The sequence below is a fragment of the Alkalimonas sp. NCh-2 genome (genome assembly GCF_039631345.1).
GTDB lineage: Bacteria > Pseudomonadota > Gammaproteobacteria > Enterobacterales > Alteromonadaceae > Alkalimonas > Alkalimonas mucilaginosa.
Genome location: NZ_JBDIUV010000001.1, coordinates 1,024,718 through 1,045,069 on the forward strand (window position 1 = coordinate 1,024,718; position 20,352 = coordinate 1,045,069).

Consider the following 20,352-nt stretch of genomic DNA (forward strand, 5'->3'; position numbering starts at 1 on the left):
TTACCATGTCTTTCTATTTACTTTGTAAAGTGTTGTTCAGCCGGAAAGTGGTCACCACATTGCTGCTCCTGCAATTAGCCATGGCATTAGCACTGCTGCTAAACAGTATCTTGCTGGCGCAACAAACCCAGCAACAACTTACCCAGCCCACAGGGCTTGATCTGGAACACACTCTGCAGGTGCAGCTGAAACCCGCTACCGCCTCGTTACGTGTCTATCCGGCATTGCAGGACTTATTGGATCGACAACTTCAGGCGGTACAGGCGATTCCTGGCGTTATCGCTGCCGCCTATGCCAATCAATCTGTCCTGGTGCAAGGCGGTAACGGAGGTAATCTGTATGACATTGAGCAGGAAGAGCGAACCAATGTGCCTTACGTACCGCTGTACTTTGTGTCCAAGGATTTTTTCACGGTGCTCAATGTGAACGTATTGCAGGGCGAGCTGCCGCACTATACCACCCCCTTTGGTGACACGGCACAGCCAGAAGTGATCTTGACCCAAAGTATAGCCGAGCAACTGTTTGCCGGGCAGCCAGCTGTCGGACGCGAGGTGAACCTTGGCCGAGTTGCCGCAGTGATCAGTGATTTCTATGGCCAGCGCCGCAGTGACAATGTGATGTTCAACAGCTTACAGGTAACGCCCCCCTACAGTGTTGACTGGGGTTACAGTATTTTGCTTCGCACGGAGCCTGCACAAACTGCAGCCGTGCGGCAGCAACTGGCCAATGTTTTACGCGCTGTTGAACCCAATATTGAGCTATTCCATATCAGTAACCTGGCCGAGCAACATCAGCGGGTGTATAGCAATGAATATGGTCTGGCGATGCTACTCGCTATTTTAACGGCACTGATGTTACTGGTGACGATGATATCAAGCTACAGCAGTACGCATTTTCACGCATTGAAACGACAGCAAGAAATAGGGATCAAGCGCGCCTTAGGTGCCACTAAAATTACGATTGCATTGGAGCTGCTCGCTGAAAACTGGCTTTGCACCGCTCTTGGTGCCCTGTTTGGTCTGGGCTTAGCGCTGTTTTTGAATCAGGCGCTAGCACAAGTGATCTCAATTCCACCGCTCAACTGGTGGCTGCCACTTCTCACCAGCGCTATCTTGCTACTTTGTGTCACCCTGGCCACATGGTATCCTGCCAGCATTGCCACCCGGGTCTCCCCGGCCAGCGCCACCAAAGCCTTATAAATGATGCTGAACCTTTTAGTAATTGACGACAATCCGGCAATTGGCCAGGCCCTGCAGACACTGTTTTCACTGCAGGGCTATCAGGTGCATGCAGCCACAACGGCAGAGCAAGCCTGGCAACTGCTGGCACAGCACAGCATGGATCTGGTGCTGCAGGATATGAACTTTGCCGCCGGCGAAATGCAGGGCGTTCAGGGCAAAGCACTGTTTTACCAATTGCAGCAAGACTACCCAACGATTCCCGTGATCCTGATGACGGCCTGGACCCAACTGGAAATGGCCGTCGAGTTGGTAAAAGCCGGTGCCACCGACTACATTGCCAAACCCTGGGATGATCAGCGCCTGCTGCTGACGGTCGCCAATGCCCTGAAGCTGAAGGTCTTAACCGCCCAGCAGCAACGGCGCGAGCGTGAGCAGCAAGCCGTTTTTGCCGGTAAAGATCTCTGCGGCCTGGTGTTTGCCAGCAGCACGATGCAGCAACTGGTGCAGATGGCGCTGCAGCTGGCTCCCGCCAATGCTGCTGTGTTGATCACCGGCCCCAATGGTGCTGGCAAAGAAGGCATTGCCAATCTGCTGCATGCCAATTCGCCGCGCAAACAAAAACCTTTTATCAAAGTAAATATGGGTGCCCTGCCCGCCGACCTGATGGAAGCTGAGCTGTTTGGCGCTGAAGCCGGCGCATACAGCGGTGCCCATAAAACCCGTATCGGCCGTTTTGAAGCCGCCGATGGTGGCAGTTTATTTTTGGATGAAATTGGCAATTTGTCGTTATCCGGCCAGGCCAAACTACTGAGGGTGCTGCAAAGCGGTGAGTTTGAACGGTTGGGCTCCAGTGTCACCCGTACCGTCGATGTGCGGCTTATCAGCGCCACCAACACCGATTTAACCGCCGCCATTGCCGAGGGTCGCTTCCGGCAGGACTTGTACTACCGGGTCAATGTGGTGCAACTGGCCCTGCCTGCTTTGGCCGAGCGGTCAGAGGATATCCTGCCGCTGGCCCGTCATTTTCTGGCCGGCCAAAAAGCACTTAGCCAGGCCGCCGAACAGCGATTGCTGCGCTACCCCTGGCCTGGCAATGTGCGCGAGCTGCAAAATGTCTGTCAGCGCGCCCTGTTGCTAAGCAGCAGCCAGGAAATCCAGGCCGAAGCACTGGGTCTGCCGGAAACGCCCCAGAACAAACGGGCGCTGGATGATATCAGCCGCGAACAGCTGCAGCAGGCGCTGCGACAAGCCGAGGGCGTGATCTCGCGCGCCGCCAGTCAGTTGGGGATCAGCCGCCAGGCCCTGTACCGGCGGATGGAGTTTTATGGCATTGACGCTCCTTAACCGCCCGCTCAGCACCCAGAGCCGCTTTAATCTGCTCTGCCTGCTGCTGATTGCACTGGCTTTAGGGCTGCAGTGGTTGTTTATCGGCAGCGCCCCCTGGCTCAGTGCGGCCATTTGCCTGGCAGGCCTGGGGCTAGCTTTGCTGCTGCACTGGACACTGCAGCCCTTGATGCAGGAGATAGCAGCACTGAACCTGCATGCGCAAAACCTGCAGGATGGCAGTTTTAATACCAGCGCCAATCAGGCGTGCATCCGACAACTTGGCGGTCTGGCGAATAGCCTGCAACAGATGTCGGCGCAACTGCGAACCGAGCGCGCCACCTTGTATCAGCGCGAACTGCTGCTCGATAGCGTGCTGCAAAGCAGCCCCTCCGCCTTTTTGCTGACCGATACCAGCGATACCGTGCTGATGTACAACCCGGCTGCGCAGCAACTGCTGCAAACCAGCCAATCCTTTGCCGGCAGCAAGCTGGCCAGCGTCACAGAAGCCATCCCCGCCCTGGCTGAAGCCATAGCGCAAAAGCAGCCGGGCATGCTGCGCCTGGCGGATCAGAGCGTCTGGCACCTTGCCATCAATCAGTTTCAACTTAATCACAAACAGCATTGGCTGTATTTGCTAAAACCACTGACCCGTGAAATACAACGGGAAGAGCTGACCGCCTGGAAAAAATTGTTGCGGGTGATTGGCCACGAGCTGAACAACACCCTGGCCCCGCTTTCCTCCCTGGCTTTTTCTGGCCAGCAACGCGCCAAGCAGCTGCAGCAAACAGAGCTGGCTGACTTGTTTGGCACCATGCAGGCGCGGGCCACCGATCTGAACCAGTTTGTGCAGGCTTATATCCACTTTGCCAAACTGCCTCCGCCGCAACGACACCCCGTCAACTGGAGCCGGCTGGTCAATCAACTGCAGGACTTGTACGATTTTGAGCTCATCGGCCCCTTGCCGCAAAGCAGCTGGCAGGCCGACCCGCAGCAAGTGCAGCAACTGCTGCTGAATCTGCTAAAAAATGCCGTTGAAAGCGGCTCCCCACCCGAGCAAATCAAGCTGCAATTCCGTGAATCCGACCAGCAACTAGAGATCCGGCTGCAAGATGGCGGCTGCGGCATGACGGAGCAACAACTACAGCATGCGCTGGTGCCGTTTTACAGCACCAAGCAACAAGGCTCCGGCATTGGCCTGACGCTGTGCCGCGATATTATCGAAGCCCATAACGGCAGCATCAGTTTGCACAATACCCAAGCCAATACCCAAGCTGGGCTGGAAGTGCGGCTGGTCCTGCCCAGGTATCCTGAGCAAGCAGCCAGCTAAATCTCCGTCGTACCGACCTTCGTCGGCTTTTTTTCAGTGTCAAATCAGGCTATTGTTATACTAATTTTGAAACTCGCTAAGATGGAGCCGCCTGTGGCGACAAAAAACAAGCAAAAAACCCCTGCCTACGACTTTGACAGCATTATTATCGGCACCGGCCCGGGCGGTGAAGGGGCGGCGATGAGCCTGGCCAAAAGTGGCCAACGGGTCGCCGTGATTGAACGCTATCAGTCGGTCGGTGGCGGCTGCACCCATTGGGGCACCATCCCCTCCAAAGCGCTGCGCCACTCCGTCAGCCGCTACATTGAATACAAAGAAAACCCATTGTTTCAGCTGGATGAAAACAAAACACACCTGACCTTTGATGAAATTTTAAAGCACGCCGCCGGCGTTATTCGCAAACAAGTACGACTCAGAAGCAGCTTTTACGATCGCAACCGGGTGACGATTTTTCATGCGGATGCCACCTTTGTTGGCCCGCACCAACTGGAGATCACCGAAGCCGACGGCTCCAAGCAGGTGCTTAGCGCCGCCAATATTGTCATTGCCAGCGGCTCACGCCCTTACCGGCCAGCCTCTGTCGACTTTAATCACCCGCGCATTTACGACAGCGATACCATTTTGTCGCTGCGTGACGATCCACGCCATGTCATTATTTATGGTGCCGGCGTGATTGGCTGTGAGTACGCTTCGATATTCCGCGGCCTTGGGGTACGGGTCGATTTGGTCAATAATCGCGATCGCCTGCTGGCCTTTATGGACAGCGAGATTTCCGATTCGCTCAGCTACCACTTCTGGAATTCCGGTATCAATATCCGTCATGGTGAGGAATTCGACAGCATCGAAGGCCGCGACGATGGGGTGGTACTACATTTAAAATCCGGCAAAAAAATGAAAGCCGACTGCATTTTGTTTGCCAATGGCCGCACCGGCAATACCGACAGCCTGAACCTGGCTGCAGTGGGGCTGAAAGCCGATGGTCGTGGCCAGTTGAAGGTCGACGACAACTACCAGACCGAAGTGCCGCACATTTATGCGGTGGGCGATGTGATTGGTTACCCTAGCCTGGCAAGCGCTGCCTACGATCAGGGCCGCATTGTCGGTACCGCTATTGTGAAGGGCCAGTGTGAAAGCCAGCTGATTACCGATATCCCGGTGGGCATTTACACCATTCCGGAAATCAGCTCGGTTGGTAAAACCGAGCAGGAACTCACCGCTGCCCGCATTCCCTACGAAGTAGGCCGGGCCCAATTCAAACACCTGGCCCGGGCACAAATTGCCAACACCAATGCCGGCAGTTTGAAACTGCTGTTTCACCGCGAGACCAAAGAAATTTTAGGCATCCATTGCTTTGGCGAGCGGGCGGCAGAAATCGTCCATATCGGTCAGGCCATTATGATGCAAAAGAATGGCGGCAATACCATCGAGTACTTTGTGCACACCACCTTCAACTACCCCACCATGGCCGAAGCCTACCGGGTGGCGGCATTGAATGGCTTAAACCGGTTGTTCTGAATAACTAAGGGGCAAGTCTGAGAGTCAGGCTTGCCCTAAATCAGGCTTTCACAGCCGGCTTAATACCGCTTATCCGCTGCTACTGCCGCCCATGTAATTGTTAAGACTCAGGCTCTCCAGCGCCTTACAGTAGGGCTGTATCAATACGATGCCTGGAGAACACCCTATGCTAAAACACGCCTTACTCAGCCTCTGCGTCCTACTCTACGCACACAGCGGCCCCCTGTTTGCTACTTCCAGTCCACTGGATTTTGCGCAGTTACACTCTCAACTGGACAGCATACTGCAAGAACAGCAAGTACCAGGCGCTCAAGTTGCTGTCTTTAACAGCAAGCAACTGCTGTGGCAGGCCAGCTTCGGCTTTACAGATTCAGAGCAACAAATACCAGTCAGTGACAACACCTTATTCCGGGCCGGTTCGACCACCAAAACCCTGGTAGCACTGGCCATTATGCAACTGGTGCAGCAAGACAAGTTCTCACTGCAAGATGAGGTACTGCAGCTGGAGCCGGCGCTGCTGCTGCAAAACCCATGGCAAAGCAGCCACCCTGTGCGTGTGATTCACTTGCTAGAGCACACAGCAGGGCTCGATGATATGCACTTTCGCAATATTTATAATCGTCATGAGCCTGGGATCCAACTACTGGATGCTGTGAATCGCGATGCTGCATCGTTAAAAGTTCGCTGGCAGCCAGGCACCAGACACGCCTACAGCAACCCAGGTTACGGCATTCTCGGACATTTAATCGAAAAATACAGTACACAGCGTTTTGAAGACTATATTGAGCAGCAAGTCCTGCAACCTCTTGGGATGTCATCCTGTCAGCTCAGCACATCCCTTAAGCCGGATCCCAGGCTAAGCCATGGTTTTGGCCATGCGAAGACGGTTCCCTTTCAACAAATTTATCTGCGCTCAGCCGGTAACTTAGAGTGCAACGCAGCCGCTATGGCGCAGCTGGGCCTTTGGTTGTTAAGTCAGGCGCAAACAGCGCAACTGCCCCACCTGGACACAAGCAGCATCCGTCAGCTGGAGCGGCCTGAATCAACCCTGGCCGCACAGCAAGGTCTCACCTATGGTTATGCCAAAGCCATTTATGCCAGTACCCGCAGTGGCCGGGAATGGCTTGGCCATGATGGCGGCATTGATGGCTTTTTAACGTCGTATGGCTACAACCGCGAGCTGGATCTGGGCTATGTGGTGATGCTCAACAGCAGCAATGTCCGCTTGCGACGGCTAACAGACATCATCACACAAAATCTCCAGACGGATGCGACCATAGCCACCCCCACGCTGGTTGCTATCGATCGCCCTGAAATCGATGGCTATTATCGGGCAAGCAATATCCGCAACCAACTCTTTGCCGGTATTGCTTTTATCACAGCCGTAGGGAAAGTTACCACAAAAGGCAGCGACCTATTAGCAGCCCCTATCCTGGGTGCCGCCAATCACTACCAACACCTGGGGCATGGCCAGTTTGCCAAAGCCGGTGAAAGCCACGCTACTCTGAAGGTGATTGGTCACACGCCCGAAGGATTTGCCATTGAAGTACATGGCGACTATTTGCTGAAAGTATCTGCCCTCAGCGCCTGGTTGCCCATGTTGCTGCTGGGCTTTTGCTGCAGTATCTTTGTGCTGACGCTGGGCTATGCTCCCATCTGGCTTATTAACGCCATCCGGGGGAAATTTAGTTCGCCTGCACAGCTCTGGCTGAGAGCACTGCCTTTAGTCAACGTCACCTTATTGGCTGCAGTGCTGGTCGCATTATTTAATTTGTCACTGCCTGAAGCTGCCAAGGTAAATTGGCAAACACTGACCATCTATTGGGGGACCCTTGCTTTTGCGTTGCATGGTGCCATCGCGACAGCGGCTGTACTCTATAGGTATCGCCTGGAGCCTTCCGGCCCTGCGCGCTACTTTGCGGTACTCAGTGTCTTAGCCGCCAACGCTTTTGCAGTCTACTGTTTCAGGTTTGATTATCTCGGCTTAGCGTTGTGGCAATGGTAAGCTAGTGTCAGAAGACTACCAATCCATCTCACTCTGTCAGGCTAACTCAATGACAAAACCACTGAGTCGTTACTGGAAGTGCCAACTGGCTGGCTGGTTCATAGCAGCCAGCGTCAACTTTCTGTTGCAGATGCTGCAACCGGACGTCAGAGTGTTGGAGCAGTTGTTTGCCAATCTGGCCTTTATCACCTTCGGTGTTGCGAGTTCTCATGGCTTACGCTTAAGTTATCGCAAACTGCAGCTCATTGAGCTGCCAATTCTGCGCATGATAGTTCCAGTATTGTTGCTGTCACTGCTGGCAACTGCGGCAGTTATTCTGTGTATCTTAACCTTGCTCAGTCTGACCTTCACCGCCCCTGCCACGCTGTTTAATGCCCGGGTGATATTGGCCAACCTGGTAGGTATTTATCCCATCATGCTGATGTGGAGCAGTCTCTACTTAGCCAGTCAGTATCTGCGGCGCTGGCGTAAGTCTGAACTGGATAAGCTTGAATTGGCCAATGCGTTAAAGGATGCTCAACTAAACACGCTGATAGGGCAAATTAACCCTCACTTTATGTTTAACGCTTTAAACAATATTCGCGCTTTAATGCTGGAAAGTGTCCCGCAGGCCCGCGATAGCTTAACCTTGTTGGCAAACGTCTTGCGTTACGGCTTAACTGCACCGAACCAAAGCCTGGTGCCGCTGCAAAGTGAGCTTGATACGGTGCAGGACTTTGTAGCACTGGCTGGCATTCAGTATGAACAGCGACTGCAATGGCAAACCCGCATTGACGTCATCCCAGCGCACTTTCATATTCCGCCGATGATGATCCAAATGCTGATAGAAAATGCTATCAAACATGGCATAGCGCAACGTAAAGATGGCGGCAGGCTTAAGTTGCGTATCTATCATCAACAGCAACAGCTGTGCATTCAAGTGACCAATGACGGCAGCCTGAAGCCAGGTGCAAGCGCTGCTGAGTCGACACAGCTCGGGCTAAAAAATATTGCGCAGCGACTTCAGCTGTTGTTCCAGCACCAGGCCAGCTTCCACTTGTACGAACAAAGCGGTACTGTGATCGCTGATTTACGCATTCCCACTGCAACCGAAGAGCTGACATGACGACGGCCATTATTGTTGAAGACTCCCGCCTGGCACGCCTTGAGTTACATAACCTGCTAGGCCAATACCATGATATTCAGATACTTGGCGAATTTTCAGAGCCAGACAGTGCTATCCCTGCCATTCAAGAGTTACAACCTGATGTTGTATTTTTAGACATTCAAATGCCGGGCAAAAACGGTTTCGAATTACTGGATGCTTTACCCCAACAGCCGGCAGTTATCTTTACCACCGCCTACGATCATTATGCAGTGCGATCCTTTGAATACGATGCTGTCGATTATCTGCTAAAACCGATAGAGCCTGTGCGGTTAAAGCAGGCACTGCAACGCTTGGATCAGAAGTTAACCAACCAGACTGAGCTCTTCTCAAAACTTGAAACCAACAGCTCGGTGTTTGTGAAAGATGGTGAACAATGCTGGATGATAGAGCTGAGCAAGATTATCTCTTTTAATAGTGCCGGCAACTACACCGAGGTGCATTTTGATGGGCACAGGCCACTGGTCCACAAGACATTAAATCAGCTCGAAACACGCTTGCCGGCCCAGCTTTTTTTCCGTGCCAACCGCCAGTGCATCATCAATATCAAGCAGATCCGGGCGATTGAACTGACCGTTGCAGGAAGCCTGCAACTTTGCATGAGCAATGGCAGTGTGGTAGAAGTATCACGCCGGCACAGCAGCCGTTTCAAACAATTTCTAAGTTTATAAACCCAGGGATACCCACGAAAGCCTGGCTAAAGACCAGGCTTTCGTGGGCCAAAAGAATATTTAATCGTCGGTATTCATATGGTAAGTCGGGCTAAACGACTGCACGGCCTCGACAAAGACACTGACCCGCTCCGGGTCTACATCAGGCGTAATGCCATGGCCGAGGTTAAAGACATGGCCTGTGCCCTGGCCGTAGCCATCCAGGATGGTTTGCACTTCCTGGCGAATACGCTCTGGTGTACCGAGCAAAATATTCGGGTCCATATTGCCTTGCAGCGCAACTTTATCGCCGATGCGCTTGCGCGCCTGGCCGATATCCATGGTCCAATCCAGGCCCACACCATCACAGCCGGTAGCGGCGATTTGCTCCAACCAAAGACCACCATTTTTGGTGAACAGGGTCACCGGTACCTTGCGGCCATCGGCCTCACGGGTCAGGCCATCGACAATCTGCTGCATGTAACTGAGCGAATACTCTTTGTAATCGCGCGGCGTGAGCACCCCACCCCAGGTATCGAAAATCATAATGGACTGAGCGCCAGCAGCGATCTGAGCATTCAGGTAGGAGGTGACGCTCTGCGCCAGCTTATCCAGCAGCATATGCAACACTTCCGGCTCGCTGTACATCATCTTTTTAATGATGCTAAAGGTTTTACTGCTGCCACCTTCGACCATATAGGTCGCTAAGGTCCAGGGACTGCCGGAGAAGCCAATCAGTGGTACTTCGCCATTCAGCTCGCGGCGAATGGTACGCACCGCATCCATCACGTAACGCAGCTCCTGCTCAGGATCCGGGATAGGCAAATTCACCACATCCATAAAATCACGGATTGGCCGCTCAAACTTTGGCCCTTCACCTGCACCAAAATAAAGGCCTAAGCCCATGGCATCCGGGATGGTCAGAATATCACTGAACAAAATCGCCGCATCCATCGGGTAACGGCGCAGCGGCTGCAAGGTGACCTCGCAAGCCAGCTCAGGGTTTTTGCACAATGACATAAAATCACCGGCTTGAGCCCGGGTCGCACGGTACTCCGGCAAATAACGGCCAGCCTGGCGCATCATCCAGATAGGGGTACGGTCTACAGGTTCTTTGCACAGTGCGCGCAGGTAACGATCGTTTTTTAATTGCATGATGTCATCAATCCAAATAAGAATGCTGTTATCTTAGCATTGCTAGCCAGTGGGCTCTAGCTCGAATACTGATCCGAATCAAACTGACTGCAGACTGAATATCACAAAAAAAGTTCAAAAAGATGCTTGTATGCTGAAAATACATCTGCTATAAAATGAGGGCGCTAGTGAAGAATAAGAATAAAGAAGCCCGTTCACGGGACCTGTTAATCACCTTGTGTTTTCAAGCACTTAGTGATTTAAGCCACGTTAAGTGGCTTTTTTATTGCCTGCGATTCGCTGCTTCACTTGTTCAATCATTTGCCCGGATAGCGTTTGCAGCGGTGGTACCTCTGGCAAAGCAGCTAAATCAAACCAATGCGCTTCTTCAATTTCATTCGGCTGACACCGAATCGCACCGCCGACATAACGAGCAATAAAACCAGTCATCAGTGAATGGGGGAAGGGCCAGGGCTGGCTGCCGACATACTCTAGCTGGTCAATATCAATGCCCACTTCTTCTTTTACTTCACGCACCGCGGCTTGTTCCAGCGTTTCGGCCGACTCGACAAAACCGGCCAGAATAGAGAAAAAGCCCGCTTTGTGCCGGCTGGATCGCGCCAGCAACAACTGATCGTCTTTCACCACAGCCACCAGTACGCAAGGGGCAATACGCGGGTAACAGCGATGACCACAACGGTGGCACAAAGCCGCCAGTTCCCAGCTTACCAGTTGCATGGCCGAGCCGCATTGGCCACAGTAACGATGTGTTTGTAAAAACAGCGCTACCTGCACAGCCCGGGCCGCCAGCTCAAACACCGCTTCACCCTGTTGCAGTAATTGCCGGGGATTCAGCCAGTTTTCTTCATCCTGTCGCTGGTCATTGAGCACCCAATAATACACCGGCTTACCATTAAACAGGCCTAGCGTGCCGCTTTGCTCTGGTTCACCAAAGAATGGCACCAGCTCCGCCATGCTGCTGTAGTGCAAACCATGCTGTGTTGGTGGCCAGTAAATTTTCTGCTGATTTACTACCAGCCAGTAGCCATGAGTCTCTGCCTTGAGCGGTAAGCTGTGACTGATCATACTCCATCCTCATTTTAGGAACATTTGGCAACAATGGTTGGCCTGTTGCCTGACTGGGGGTATGATAAATGGTCAAAGAGTTCAGACCAATGAAAAAACCATTGATTTTAGCAGCTGAATTCTTTTAAGTAGACCAAAGACCAGACAGGGTAAGGAGCAAGTCATGTACAGGCGGGTTCAGGCAGCACAACAAAAGTGGGGCGGCGCTTTAACCGCAATCGATCATTGGCTGACAGAACGCCAGCAGTTGATTATCAGTTACTGCAAACTGGCAGGCTTACCGCCCTTTGATGACAAACAGCGCGCCAAACCAAGTCAGGAAGCAGTGCAAGAGTTCTGTCAACTGCTGATGGATTACCTCTCTGCCGGTCATTTTGAGGTGTATGAGCAGATCGTATCTGAATGTGCTGTCAACGGCACCGACAGCCGCCAACTGGCCAATCGCTTGTATCCTAAAATTGCCGTATCAACCGACTTGGCGCTCGAGTTTAACGATAAGTACGCCGAGCATTTCAGCACCCGGCAAAGTGGCGCCTTTGATCTGGAACTATCCGATCTGGGACAAGCGCTGGAAGGGCGCTTTGAGCTGGAAGACGAGTTGATCCATACCCTGCATCATAAACACAGCGATCAGCAAACCACAGCCTGATAAGTTTCCAGGCCAAAATAGCAAGGGCAGCTGTAAAGCTGCCCTTTTTGTAGACAAATACCGCTTTATTCAGTGGCGGTCTTGATATCCAGCAATTCCACTTCAAACACCAGTACGCTGTTCGGTGGGATCACGCCCATATCGCGGGTACCGTAAGCCAGTTCAGACGGAATGGTAAAGCGGAACTTAGAACCAACATTCATCAATTGCACACCTTCAGTCCAACCTGGAATAACCCGGTTTAATGGGAATTCAATCGGTTCACCACGCTCGTAGGAACTGTCAAAGGTCGTGCCATCCAGCAAGGATCCCTGATAATGCACCTTTACGGTATCCGTAGCAGCAGGCTTAGCACCATCGCCTTGCTCCAGTACTTCGTACTGCAGGCCGGACTCCGTCACTTGCACCCCTTCCTTGCTGGCATTTTCGTTCAGATACGCCTGACCTGCCGCCAAAACTTCAGCAGCTGCGGCTTCCGCTTGCTGCTCTTGCTTTTCCCGGAAGCTTTTATCCAGCGCAGTCAGGTGCTGCTGGATCTCTTCCTCTGTTACGATGGCTTTGCCAGCAATCGCATCCTTCATGCCACGTACAATCAGATCGGCATCCAGATCAATGCCCATAGCCTGATGCTCAGCCACTGCATTCTCAATATAGTAACCGGCAGAGACACCAAAGCTGTAGGATTGCTGCTGAGTGTCCGTCTCCAGTGTCACCGGACCTTCCGTTGGAGCGGGTTGACAGGCAGACAAAGCAAGGATGGATGCAGCCACCAGGCTGAGTTTGGTTGTTACGCGCATTATTTTCTCCAAATCGGGCAGCCTAAGCTGCACACTGTGTTATGATTTTAATCGTCATCCTATACTAACGGTTTGTGGAGATGAGGTTAAGCCATCACAGCAAATATCTGCCAATTTTCCTGTTTTTGCTGATAACAGCCGCCTGTAGCCGGGTGGAAACCACCCCGATACAGCAGTGGAAGCATGCAGCTCAAGCAACCTATGCAGCAGCCATCTCCAGCGATGGCCGCTATGCGGTGCAATCGTCGGTGCAGCATGGCATTACCATTTGGGATACTGAGCGCGAAGGCTTAATGTATCAATGGAACCATCGTGATGCCGATGCAAACATTGTGTTCGCATTGGCGATTAGCCCGAACAACAGCCATGTGCTCAGTGCCGACCGCACCAACTTTGCCTTATGGCGTATTGCCGATGGCGAGAATGTTGGCTACTGGCAACTGGATGAATCCTCGGTGCGTGATATTGCCGTTTCGCACAATGCCGAGCATCTGTTAATTGGCAAAGGCAATGGCGGTGTGCAACACATAACCTTTGCAAGTGGCCGCCGGCTGGAGTTTCTCGGCCACAGTGAGCGCATCAACAGCGTCGATTTATCGCCCAATGGTCGCTTTGCCCTGACCGGTGGCAACGATTACATGGCCTATTTGTGGAATACCGAGACTGCCCAGATCATTCACAGCTTTCCGCACCCAAGCCGGGTCACCAAGGTAGCGCTGGACCCGCAAGGCCGTTTTGCCTTTACTGCCGATAGCCAAAGCACCGCTCAAATCTGGGATATTCAAACCGGCCAACTGGTGAGCCGCCTGCAATTTACCGCCCGCCAGCAAATTTTCAGTGCCGTGCGCTTTAGCGACGATGGCCGCTGGCTGGCCACTGGTGCCCCCAGCCGCAACTTAGCCTTGTGGGATGTACAAACGGGCCGGGAATTGCAGCGCTGGCGGGTCTCGCCCCGCGTCGGCAGCCGGCCACCCAGCGCGGCCGTGCATGCAGTCGCCTTTTTTGGCCCCAATCAACTGATTAGTGAAAGCTCCAGTGGTTTGGCTGAAGTGTGGCAAATCCAACTGGACAACGACTAAGCGGGTTGCGTAGACTTCAGCACCGCGAACAAAGCGAATCACATTATGAGCACCTCAGAACACGACAAAGTCGAACTTCATATTATTGAATTGGAAAGTAAGATTGCTTTTCAGGATGATGCCATGCAGCACCTGAGCAAAGAGTTGCTGGAGCACCAGAAGCAAATTAAGGTACTGCAGCAGCAGGTACTGCTGCTGGCGAAGCAATTGCAGCGGCAGGAGCAGGATGAAATGATGCCGCAGGATCAGGAGCCACCGCCGCCGCATTACTAACAGGTTAATCCGGCTTAAAAACCCCAATCAATTGCTCACTGCTGCCTGCTGCCTTGCTCACCTTCGCATCCGGCTGGGTCATCTGGTAGCCGCAGTGTACGCACTCCACCTTTTCTACATTGTGCTCTAAAAACAGCATCATGCTGTCCATGGCATGGCATTTGGGGCAGGTTGCGCCGGCGATAAAGCGCTTTTTCTTGCGGGTATCCATAAAACTCTCGATCAGTGAACTCTGGCCATTATACATCAGTAGCCACAGAAATGATCAGCACGGTCACCCACTGTACTCGCTGAGCAGCCCCCTCTTCAGGTATACTGCCTGCTTTGTGCCAGCCCGCAACCGAGATGCTTTCATGATCCAACTGCAACAACTTGAACTACGCCGCGGCAGCAAAGCCCTGTTCAGCGATGCCAACCTGACCATCTTCCCCGGCCAGAAAATTGGCATTATTGGTGCCAATGGCTGCGGCAAGTCGTCCTTATTTGCCTGTTTTTTGGGCCAATTGGCCCCCGATGCCGGAGAGCTGAGCATCCCGGCCAGTTGGGAAATCTCGACAGTAGCGCAGGAAACACCAGCACTGGACTGCCCGGCAATGGAGTATGTATTGCAGGGTGATGAAGCCCTCTACCCTTTACTGCAGTTATTGAAACAAGGCGGCGATGGCGAGCTGCTGGCCACAGCGCACCAACAGATTGAACAGCTAAACGGCTACAGCGCTGAGGCCAAAGCCGGCATTTTGTTGGCGGGACTGGGGTTTGATGGCGCCATGCAACAGCAGGCAGTGAAATCCTTCTCCGGTGGTTGGCGTATGCGATTGAACCTTGCGCGGGCGCTGATGAAGCCCTCGCAACTCTTGCTGCTGGATGAGCCGACCAACCACCTGGATTTGGATGCCGTGCTCTGGCTGGAAAAGTACCTGCAAAGCTACGATGGCACCTTATTGCTGATCAGTCACGACCGCGACTTTCTGGATGCCGTCACTGACAGCATTATTCACATTGAACGCCAACAAGTGCAACTGTACAAGGGCAATTACAGCCAGTTTGAGCGCCAACGCGCCGAGCGGCTGGCTCAGCAGCAATCCATGTTCGAGAAACAGCAGCAGCAAGTGGCGCATTTGCAGCAGTTTATCGACCGCTTCAAAGCCAAAGCTTCCAAAGCCAAGCAAGCGCAAAGCCGGGTGAAAGCCTTAGAGCGCATGACGATGCTGGCGCCAGCCCATGTCGACTCGCCCTTTAGTTTTTCGTTTCGCCCCCCCAAAGCCTTACCAAACCCGCTACTGAAGCTGGAAAAAGTGCAACTGGGCTATGGCGATCACACCATTTTGCACAACATCAATTTTCAGCTGCTGCCGGGCAGCCGCATTGGCTTACTGGGCCGTAACGGTGCCGGTAAATCAACGCTGATCAAACACCTGGCAGGCAATCTTCCAGCCCAGGCCGGTGAGCTTTGGACCGCCAGCGGCATCAGTCTGGGTTATTTTGCCCAGCACCAGTTGGAAACGCTGCGCCCAAGCGACTCAGCCTTGCTGCAATTGCAACGGCTGGACCCGGCCGCCAGCGAGCAAAGCCTGCGTGATTTTCTCGGTGGCTTTGGTTTTCATGGTGATAAAGCGCTGGAGCCCTGTGCACCTTTTTCCGGTGGTGAAAAAGCCCGGCTGGTGTTGGCCTTGCTGGTGTACCAACGCCCAAATTTACTGCTGCTGGATGAACCAACCAACCACCTGGATCTGGATATGCGCGAAGCCATCGTGATGGCGCTGCAGGACTTTGAAGGCGCCATTGTGGTGGTGTCGCACGATCGCCACTTACTAACCAGCACCACCGATGAGTTTTATCTGGTGGCCGATGGCAAGGTCGCCCCTTTTGCCGGTGATTTGCAGGATTACTACCAATGGTTGCAACAAGACAGCCGCAAGCAAAACAACCAGGTAGAGCCCAAAGCGGACGGTGCCAGCCAGCGCAAAGATCAAAAACGCCTCGAAGCCGAGCTGCGTAATCTGCTTAGGCCACTGAAAAAAAAGCTGGAGCAGGCGGAAGCCCAACAAGAGCAGTTAACGGCCCGGCTAACTGAGCTGGAGCAGCTACTGGCCGAGCCAGAGCTGTACGAAGCAGTGCGCAAGGCGGAACTGACCGAGCGACTGGCCGAACAGGCCAATGCCAGCAAAACCCTGGCTCAGGTGGAAGAAGACTGGTTCTTGTTGCAGGATGAACTAGAGCAAACCGAGCAAGCCTTCTGGCAGCAACATGGCTAAGTTACCAACTACTGAGCAATTCTGGCAATTTTGTCTTGAGTGCTATCCAGCCATACAGCAGCCTTTGCTCCGGTTACAGGATAACTGGGGTGCCAATGTCAATCTGCTGCTGTTATTGCTTTATGCAGAGCAACAACACTGGCACTGGTCTGCAGCAGAGATAGCCCGACTGCATCAGGCGGTGCTGCCTGTCAATCAGCAGGTCACCCTGCCGATTCGCCAATTACGCCGCCAGTTAAGTGAGCAGCCAACCATCAAAGCCGCCCTGCTGCAAGCCGAGCTGGCCGCAGAGCAATTGGAGCAGCAAGCTCTACTCGCGGCCTTGCCAGAACACACAGCCGGTAAAGCTGCCGATTTGATCCGTGACTATCTAACGCAGCTGGCCCCGTCAACTGAGCGCTGGCAGCAGACATTATTTGATCTGCGTCAAAGCCAGGCTCGCTAACCACAGCTTGGCTGTCACAGCCACCGCAAAGCTTGATCCAGGTCAGTTTTCATCCAACCACTTGCTTCTACACTGAATGCAGTTATCAGACAGGAGGAGCATCCCATGAACCTGTGGCAAGAATTTATATCGGATCCGGTGATCTTTATTTCTTTTACTGGTCTCGCCATTGTGATTGGCCTGTGCATTTTTTATGCAGTGTACTTTTTGTATAAAATTGGCCATGACGAGCAGCAAGCCAAGTAAGCATGAAGAAGCTGCACAGCCGTAAGCTCTCGCTTGCGGCCTGTCGCTTTTAACAAAGTAGCGCCAACCGCCAACTACCGCATCGCGCAGTTTTTTTGACGTGCCCCCCTTGCCTTTTTTCGGCACAACCGCCATCTTAGGATCTACCCTTAGCTATTTTGCGAAGCATTGATGCAGTTGATCCGTTCGCTTTGGTTGTTGTTGCTGGTCACTGGCTTTAGCCAGTCGCAACCTTATGCCAGCAGCGAAGCCTCTCTGCTGCCACTGCAGGACTGCAGCGCTGCATTATTGCAGCACAGCAGCGACTGGCTGCAGCACTCCGACTCGCACGATGACCATGACGCTGCAACCCTAAACGTCACGCCATCGTTGTTGGCATTCTTGCAACAAACGGCGAGCCATACCAATACTGTTGAACTGGCTGCGACACGCAATCCTAACCCTGCCAGAGCCCCACCGGTTTTATCCTTCTGACACAACAGCGATATTTTTGCTCCAGCCAAGGAGCCTAACTGCTTTGTTGCATCAGCCAAAACGGCTGCTGCGGAGGATTGACCATGAAACACCTGACCCTTTACCCGCTGGATGCCAACGATCATCTGGTACAACCCAATGAATGTAATTCGCACGAACTGAATACACCGGCCATCAGCTGGCTCACCGATTTTCAGCAGCACCAGCCTAGTTTGCTGGAAGCCGATACCCTGGCCACCGATGCGCTAATGATGCTGGAACGCGAGCACAGCCATCTGAAACTGGTGGTAGATGCAGATGAGGAGTTGGTTGGACTGATTAGCCCACAGCAATTATCGGCACAAAGCATTATGCGCCGGGTGGTGATGGGCGATGCCCGGGATGAGATCACCGTGCGTGATCTGATGCTGCCACGCACCAAATTAAAAGCCCTGGCCTATCAGGATGTAGCACACAGTAAGATAGGGGATGTACTGCATACCTTGCAACGGGAGGGGGAAGCATTTTGTTTGGTGTTGGAGCGCGATAGTCATCAGATCCGCGGCGTACTGAGCAGTGAGGTGATTGCAAAGCGCCTGCAGCTACCACTTGAAGTCACCCCTGCGCCCACTTTTTTGCAATTGTTCGATTCGGTGCTGGCCTGAAGGCCTGCCTATCCGTTGCCTGCTGCAGGCCCGCTCACGCGGGCCTGCGTTTGGCACTGTACCCGTTAATTGCCAGCCAGCTGCATCGACTCTATCAACACCGAGCCGGTTTGCACGCCGCCGCGCACATCCACATCCTTGCCGATGGCGACAATGCGCTGGAACATCTCGGTCAGGTTACCGGCAATGGTCACTTCAGCCACCGGGAACTGGATTTCACCGTTTTCGACCCAGAAACCTGCGGCACCGCGCGAGTAATCACCGGTAACGGTGTTCACTCCCTGGCCCATCAGTTCGGTCACCAACAGGCCCCGGCCCATTTGCTGACAAAGGGCCGCTAAATCCTGCTCGCCATGCTGTACCAGCCAGTTGTGAATACCGCCGGCATGGCCGGTACTGGCCAAGCCCAGTTTGCGGGCCGAGTAACTGGTCAGCAACCAACTGGTCAGTACGCCCTGCTCAATCACGGCTAAGTCGCGGGTTTTCACCCCTTCCGCATCAAAAGGACTGGAGGCCAGCCCCTGCCGCAGATGAGGCCGCTCGATGATGTTCAAATGTTCAGGGAAAATACGCTGGCCTAACTTATCCAGCAAAAAACTGGACTGGCGGTAGATGCTGCCACCGCTGATGGCACTGACCAGATGGCCAAACAAGCTGCTGGCGATATCCGCGCGGAAAATCACCGGTACCTTCTCGGTAGGCACCTGGCGCGCATCCAACCGCGCAATGGTCTCTGCTGCCGCCTCACGGCCCACCTGCTCCGGACTGAGCAATTGGGTAAAGTCGCGGTGCACGCTGTAGCTGTAATCGCGCTGCATGTCCTGCTCGGTTTTGCCGATCATCACACAGCTGATGCTGTGCCGGCTGCTGGGATACCCCACCAACTGGCCATGGCTGTTGCCATAGACTTTGATGCCCTGATGCGATGAAAACGACGCCCCTTCGGAATTAACAATACGGCTATCGTAATCAAATGCCGCTTGCTCAGCGCGGGCACAGCTGGCAATGGCGTCGCTGGTATCCACCTGGTGCGGGTGAAACAAATCCAGCTCTGGCGGGTTAAACTCCAGCCAGGCAGCTTCGGCGACACCGGCGCAGGGATCTTCCGAGGTATAGCGGGCAATATCGACCGCGGCTTCAACCGCACGCTTCAGCGCTTGCGGGCTGAGATCAGCGGTAGACGCCGAGCCTTTGCGCTGACCAAAGTACAAGCTGATACCAAGGCCGCCATCCTGATTAAACTCCAGTGTTTCCACCTCGCCATGGCGCGTTTCGACACTCAGGCCGCGGGTACGGCTCATCGACGCCTCAGCGCTGCTGGCGCCCAGCTGTTTGGCATGCGCCAGAACCTGGCTGACCGCTTCTTTAACTTCCGCAATTTCCTGCTGGATATCTTGCTGTATGTGCTGCTGTGATGCTTGCATAGCCCCTCGTTATTGCAATAAAGAGCAGGCTCGTTGCAAGGCGCTGCTCTTTCCCACCGCGATACGTTATAATGATGGCATATAGTGTACTCAGATAAGTGACAAGATGACAGAATTTCTCCACGGCGACTGGGATGAAGACGAAGAGCTAAAGAGCAAGAGCCAGGTAAAGCGCGAAATGGAAGCCTTGCAAAAACTGGGCGAAGAGCTGCTGGCACTGGCACCGGCCTCCCGTGCCAAAGTTCCGATGGACGACGAATTGAAAGATGCTTTGCTGCTGGCCGACAAGCTATCCAGCAAGCGCGAAGCGCTGCGTCGCCATATCCAGTTTATTGGCCGTTTAATGCGCAGCCGGGATATCGAACCGATTGAGCAGGCGCTGGCGCTGATCCGCAATACCAACCAGGCGGCTACCCGCAAGTTTCATCTGGTGGAACAATGGCGCGATCGCCTGCTGGCAGAAAAAGATGCCGTCACCGCCTTTGTTGCCGAGTACCCGGAGGTAGACGTGCAGCAGCTGCGTCAGCTGATCCGTCAGGCGCAAAAAGAGCAACAGAAACAGCAGCCACCGAAAGCCTTTCGTGAACTGTTTCAATTGATCCGGCCCTGGGTGGTGGAGGCGGAGTAACCCAACCTTCGCCCTTTGAAAAGCCATAGTCGGCAGCACTAAATTCAGTTACCATTCGGCGTACTTATGG

At 53.5% G+C, this 20,352-nt stretch carries 21 protein-coding genes; 16 read left to right on the top strand and 5 right to left on the bottom strand.

From position 1 onward, the window contains the following. Nucleotides 1-5: 5 nt before the first annotated feature. The 7 genes from ABC502_RS05020 to ABC502_RS05050 all read left to right on the top strand — a co-directional run bounded on the left by ABC502_RS05020 (nt 6) and on the right by ABC502_RS05050 (nt 9,169). Entirely contained in the window at nt 6-1,199 is a 1,194-nt protein-coding gene (locus ABC502_RS05020; RefSeq protein WP_345915082.1) for an FtsX-like permease family protein, read from the top strand. A gap of 3 nt (nt 1,200-1,202) precedes the next feature. Next, complete coding sequence (locus ABC502_RS05025) at nt 1,203-2,525, top strand: sigma-54 dependent transcriptional regulator (RefSeq protein ID WP_345915139.1); 1,323 nt, start codon at nt 1,203-1,205, stop codon at nt 2,523-2,525. After that, nucleotides 2,506-3,834 (top strand): ATP-binding protein, encoded by a 1,329-nt coding sequence (locus tag ABC502_RS05030; protein ID WP_345915083.1) that lies wholly within the window; start codon nt 2,506-2,508, stop codon nt 3,832-3,834. The genes ABC502_RS05025 and ABC502_RS05030 overlap by 20 nt, the downstream gene beginning before the upstream one ends. Before the next feature lie 81 nt (nt 3,835-3,915). Then, nucleotides 3,916-5,349 carry a Si-specific NAD(P)(+) transhydrogenase gene (gene sthA, locus ABC502_RS05035; RefSeq protein ID WP_345915084.1) on the top strand — a complete coding sequence of 478 codons (1,434 nt, stop codon included), beginning with the start codon at nt 3,916-3,918 and terminating at the stop codon, nt 5,347-5,349. Between the two features lie 166 nt (nt 5,350-5,515). Next, nucleotides 5,516-7,354 (top strand): serine hydrolase domain-containing protein, encoded by a 1,839-nt coding sequence (locus ABC502_RS05040; protein ID WP_345915085.1) that lies wholly within the window; start codon nt 5,516-5,518, stop codon nt 7,352-7,354. A 49-nt stretch (nt 7,355-7,403) separates the two neighbouring features. After that, entirely contained in the window at nt 7,404-8,459 is a 1,056-nt protein-coding gene (locus tag ABC502_RS05045) for a histidine kinase (RefSeq protein ID WP_345915086.1), read from the top strand. Continuing rightward, nucleotides 8,456-9,169, top strand: a complete 714-nt coding sequence (locus ABC502_RS05050) for a LytTR family transcriptional regulator DNA-binding domain-containing protein (RefSeq protein WP_345915087.1) — start codon at nt 8,456-8,458, stop codon at nt 9,167-9,169. The genes ABC502_RS05045 and ABC502_RS05050 overlap by 4 nt, the downstream gene beginning before the upstream one ends. A 60-nt stretch (nt 9,170-9,229) precedes the next feature. Here the strand turns inward: ABC502_RS05050 and hemE are convergent, their stop codons facing one another. Both hemE and nudC read right to left on the bottom strand, forming a co-directional pair. Continuing rightward, entirely contained in the window at nt 9,230-10,303 is a 1,074-nt protein-coding gene (hemE, locus tag ABC502_RS05055; protein ID WP_345915088.1) for a uroporphyrinogen decarboxylase, read from the bottom strand. A 249-nt stretch (nt 10,304-10,552) separates the two neighbouring features. Further along, a complete protein-coding gene (nudC, locus tag ABC502_RS05060) occupies nt 10,553-11,368 on the bottom strand; it encodes an NAD(+) diphosphatase (protein ID WP_330089194.1) in 816 nt (271 codons plus the stop codon). 163 nt (nt 11,369-11,531) lie between these two features. Between nudC and rsd the strand changes: the two genes are divergently transcribed. After that, entirely contained in the window at nt 11,532-12,017 is a 486-nt protein-coding gene (rsd, locus tag ABC502_RS05065; protein ID WP_330089195.1) for a sigma D regulator, read from the top strand. Between the two features lie 65 nt (nt 12,018-12,082). On the opposite strand, the gene fkpA is transcribed toward rsd, so the two are convergent. Beyond that, entirely contained in the window at nt 12,083-12,814 is a 732-nt protein-coding gene (gene fkpA, locus ABC502_RS05070) for an FKBP-type peptidyl-prolyl cis-trans isomerase (RefSeq protein WP_330089196.1), read from the bottom strand. 80 nt (nt 12,815-12,894) lie between these two features. On the opposite strand from fkpA, the gene ABC502_RS05075 reads away from it, so the two are divergent. Both ABC502_RS05075 and ABC502_RS05080 read left to right on the top strand, forming a co-directional pair. Next, nucleotides 12,895-13,893: a hypothetical protein gene (locus ABC502_RS05075; protein WP_345915089.1), complete on the top strand. Its 999-nt coding sequence runs from the start codon at nt 12,895-12,897 to the stop codon at nt 13,891-13,893. Between the two features lie 45 nt (nt 13,894-13,938). Next, a complete protein-coding gene (locus ABC502_RS05080) occupies nt 13,939-14,166 on the top strand; it encodes a SlyX family protein (protein WP_330089198.1) in 228 nt (75 codons plus the stop codon). A gap of 4 nt (nt 14,167-14,170) precedes the next feature. Here the strand turns inward: ABC502_RS05080 and ABC502_RS05085 are convergent, their stop codons facing one another. Beyond that, the gene (locus ABC502_RS05085; protein ID WP_330089199.1) at nt 14,171-14,377 is read right to left on the bottom strand and encodes a YheV family putative zinc ribbon protein; all 207 of its coding nucleotides are present in this window, start codon (nt 14,375-14,377) and stop codon (nt 14,171-14,173) included. A gap of 142 nt (nt 14,378-14,519) precedes the next feature. Between ABC502_RS05085 and ABC502_RS05090 the strand changes: the two genes are divergently transcribed. The 5 genes from ABC502_RS05090 (at nt 14,520) to ABC502_RS05110 (ending at nt 18,230) form a co-directional block, all read left to right on the top strand. Continuing rightward, a complete protein-coding gene (locus tag ABC502_RS05090; protein WP_345915090.1) occupies nt 14,520-16,421 on the top strand; it encodes an ATP-binding cassette domain-containing protein in 1,902 nt (633 codons plus the stop codon). After that, the gene (locus tag ABC502_RS05095; RefSeq protein WP_345915091.1) at nt 16,414-16,866 is read left to right on the top strand and encodes a TIGR02444 family protein; all 453 of its coding nucleotides are present in this window, start codon (nt 16,414-16,416) and stop codon (nt 16,864-16,866) included. Before ABC502_RS05090 ends, ABC502_RS05095 begins: the two co-directional genes overlap by 8 nt. A gap of 105 nt (nt 16,867-16,971) precedes the next feature. Beyond that, entirely contained in the window at nt 16,972-17,112 is a 141-nt protein-coding gene (locus tag ABC502_RS05100) for a DUF3149 domain-containing protein (RefSeq protein WP_330089204.1), read from the top strand. Nucleotides 17,113-17,283: 171 nt separating this feature from the next. Continuing rightward, nucleotides 17,284-17,586: a hypothetical protein gene (locus ABC502_RS05105; RefSeq protein ID WP_345915092.1), complete on the top strand. Its 303-nt coding sequence runs from the start codon at nt 17,284-17,286 to the stop codon at nt 17,584-17,586. 83 nt (nt 17,587-17,669) lie between these two features. Next, complete coding sequence (locus ABC502_RS05110; protein ID WP_330089206.1) at nt 17,670-18,230, top strand: CBS domain-containing protein; 561 nt, start codon at nt 17,670-17,672, stop codon at nt 18,228-18,230. A 65-nt stretch (nt 18,231-18,295) separates the two neighbouring features. Here the strand turns inward: ABC502_RS05110 and pmbA are convergent, their stop codons facing one another. Beyond that, on the bottom strand, nt 18,296-19,654 hold the full coding sequence (pmbA, locus tag ABC502_RS05115; RefSeq protein WP_345915094.1) for a metalloprotease PmbA: 1,359 nt from the start codon (nt 19,652-19,654) through the stop codon (nt 18,296-18,298). 106 nt (nt 19,655-19,760) lie between these two features. On the opposite strand from pmbA, the gene yjgA reads away from it, so the two are divergent. Then, the gene (gene yjgA, locus ABC502_RS05120; RefSeq protein WP_345915095.1) at nt 19,761-20,282 is read left to right on the top strand and encodes a ribosome biogenesis factor YjgA; all 522 of its coding nucleotides are present in this window, start codon (nt 19,761-19,763) and stop codon (nt 20,280-20,282) included. Nucleotides 20,283-20,352: the final 70 nt, after the last annotated feature.

What these genes read in the sequence shown, in the direction of transcription:
- nudC (WP_330089194.1), bottom strand. Translation starts at nt 11,368, where the DNA reads ATGATCAGTCACAGCTTACCGCTCAAGGCAGAGACTCATGGCTACTGG.
- hemE (WP_345915088.1), bottom strand. Translation starts at nt 10,303, where the DNA reads ATGCAATTAAAAAACGATCGTTACCTGCGCGCACTGTGCAAAGAACCT.
- ABC502_RS05025 (WP_345915139.1), top strand. Translation starts at nt 1,203, where the DNA reads ATGCTGAACCTTTTAGTAATTGACGACAATCCGGCAATTGGCCAGGCC.
- ABC502_RS05090 (WP_345915090.1), top strand. Translation starts at nt 14,520, where the DNA reads ATGATCCAACTGCAACAACTTGAACTACGCCGCGGCAGCAAAGCCCTG.
- ABC502_RS05040 (WP_345915085.1), top strand. Translation starts at nt 5,516, where the DNA reads ATGCTAAAACACGCCTTACTCAGCCTCTGCGTCCTACTCTACGCACAC.
- ABC502_RS05105 (WP_345915092.1), top strand. Translation starts at nt 17,284, where the DNA reads ATGCAGTTGATCCGTTCGCTTTGGTTGTTGTTGCTGGTCACTGGCTTT.
- ABC502_RS05045 (WP_345915086.1), top strand. Translation starts at nt 7,404, where the DNA reads ATGACAAAACCACTGAGTCGTTACTGGAAGTGCCAACTGGCTGGCTGG.
- sthA (WP_345915084.1), top strand. Translation starts at nt 3,916, where the DNA reads ATGGAGCCGCCTGTGGCGACAAAAAACAAGCAAAAAACCCCTGCCTAC.
- ABC502_RS05100 (WP_330089204.1), top strand. Translation starts at nt 16,972, where the DNA reads ATGAACCTGTGGCAAGAATTTATATCGGATCCGGTGATCTTTATTTCT.
- ABC502_RS05095 (WP_345915091.1), top strand. Translation starts at nt 16,414, where the DNA reads ATGGCTAAGTTACCAACTACTGAGCAATTCTGGCAATTTTGTCTTGAG.
- yjgA (WP_345915095.1), top strand. Translation starts at nt 19,761, where the DNA reads ATGACAGAATTTCTCCACGGCGACTGGGATGAAGACGAAGAGCTAAAG.
- ABC502_RS05020 (WP_345915082.1), top strand. Translation starts at nt 6, where the DNA reads ATGTCTTTCTATTTACTTTGTAAAGTGTTGTTCAGCCGGAAAGTGGTC.
- ABC502_RS05110 (WP_330089206.1), top strand. Translation starts at nt 17,670, where the DNA reads ATGAAACACCTGACCCTTTACCCGCTGGATGCCAACGATCATCTGGTA.
- fkpA (WP_330089196.1), bottom strand. Translation starts at nt 12,814, where the DNA reads ATGCGCGTAACAACCAAACTCAGCCTGGTGGCTGCATCCATCCTTGCT.
- rsd (WP_330089195.1), top strand. Translation starts at nt 11,532, where the DNA reads ATGTACAGGCGGGTTCAGGCAGCACAACAAAAGTGGGGCGGCGCTTTA.
- pmbA (WP_345915094.1), bottom strand. Translation starts at nt 19,654, where the DNA reads ATGCAAGCATCACAGCAGCACATACAGCAAGATATCCAGCAGGAAATT.
- ABC502_RS05080 (WP_330089198.1), top strand. Translation starts at nt 13,939, where the DNA reads ATGAGCACCTCAGAACACGACAAAGTCGAACTTCATATTATTGAATTG.
- ABC502_RS05030 (WP_345915083.1), top strand. Translation starts at nt 2,506, where the DNA reads ATGGCATTGACGCTCCTTAACCGCCCGCTCAGCACCCAGAGCCGCTTT.
- ABC502_RS05085 (WP_330089199.1), bottom strand. Translation starts at nt 14,377, where the DNA reads ATGGATACCCGCAAGAAAAAGCGCTTTATCGCCGGCGCAACCTGCCCC.
- ABC502_RS05050 (WP_345915087.1), top strand. Translation starts at nt 8,456, where the DNA reads ATGACGACGGCCATTATTGTTGAAGACTCCCGCCTGGCACGCCTTGAG.
- ABC502_RS05075 (WP_345915089.1), top strand. Translation starts at nt 12,895, where the DNA reads ATGAGGTTAAGCCATCACAGCAAATATCTGCCAATTTTCCTGTTTTTG.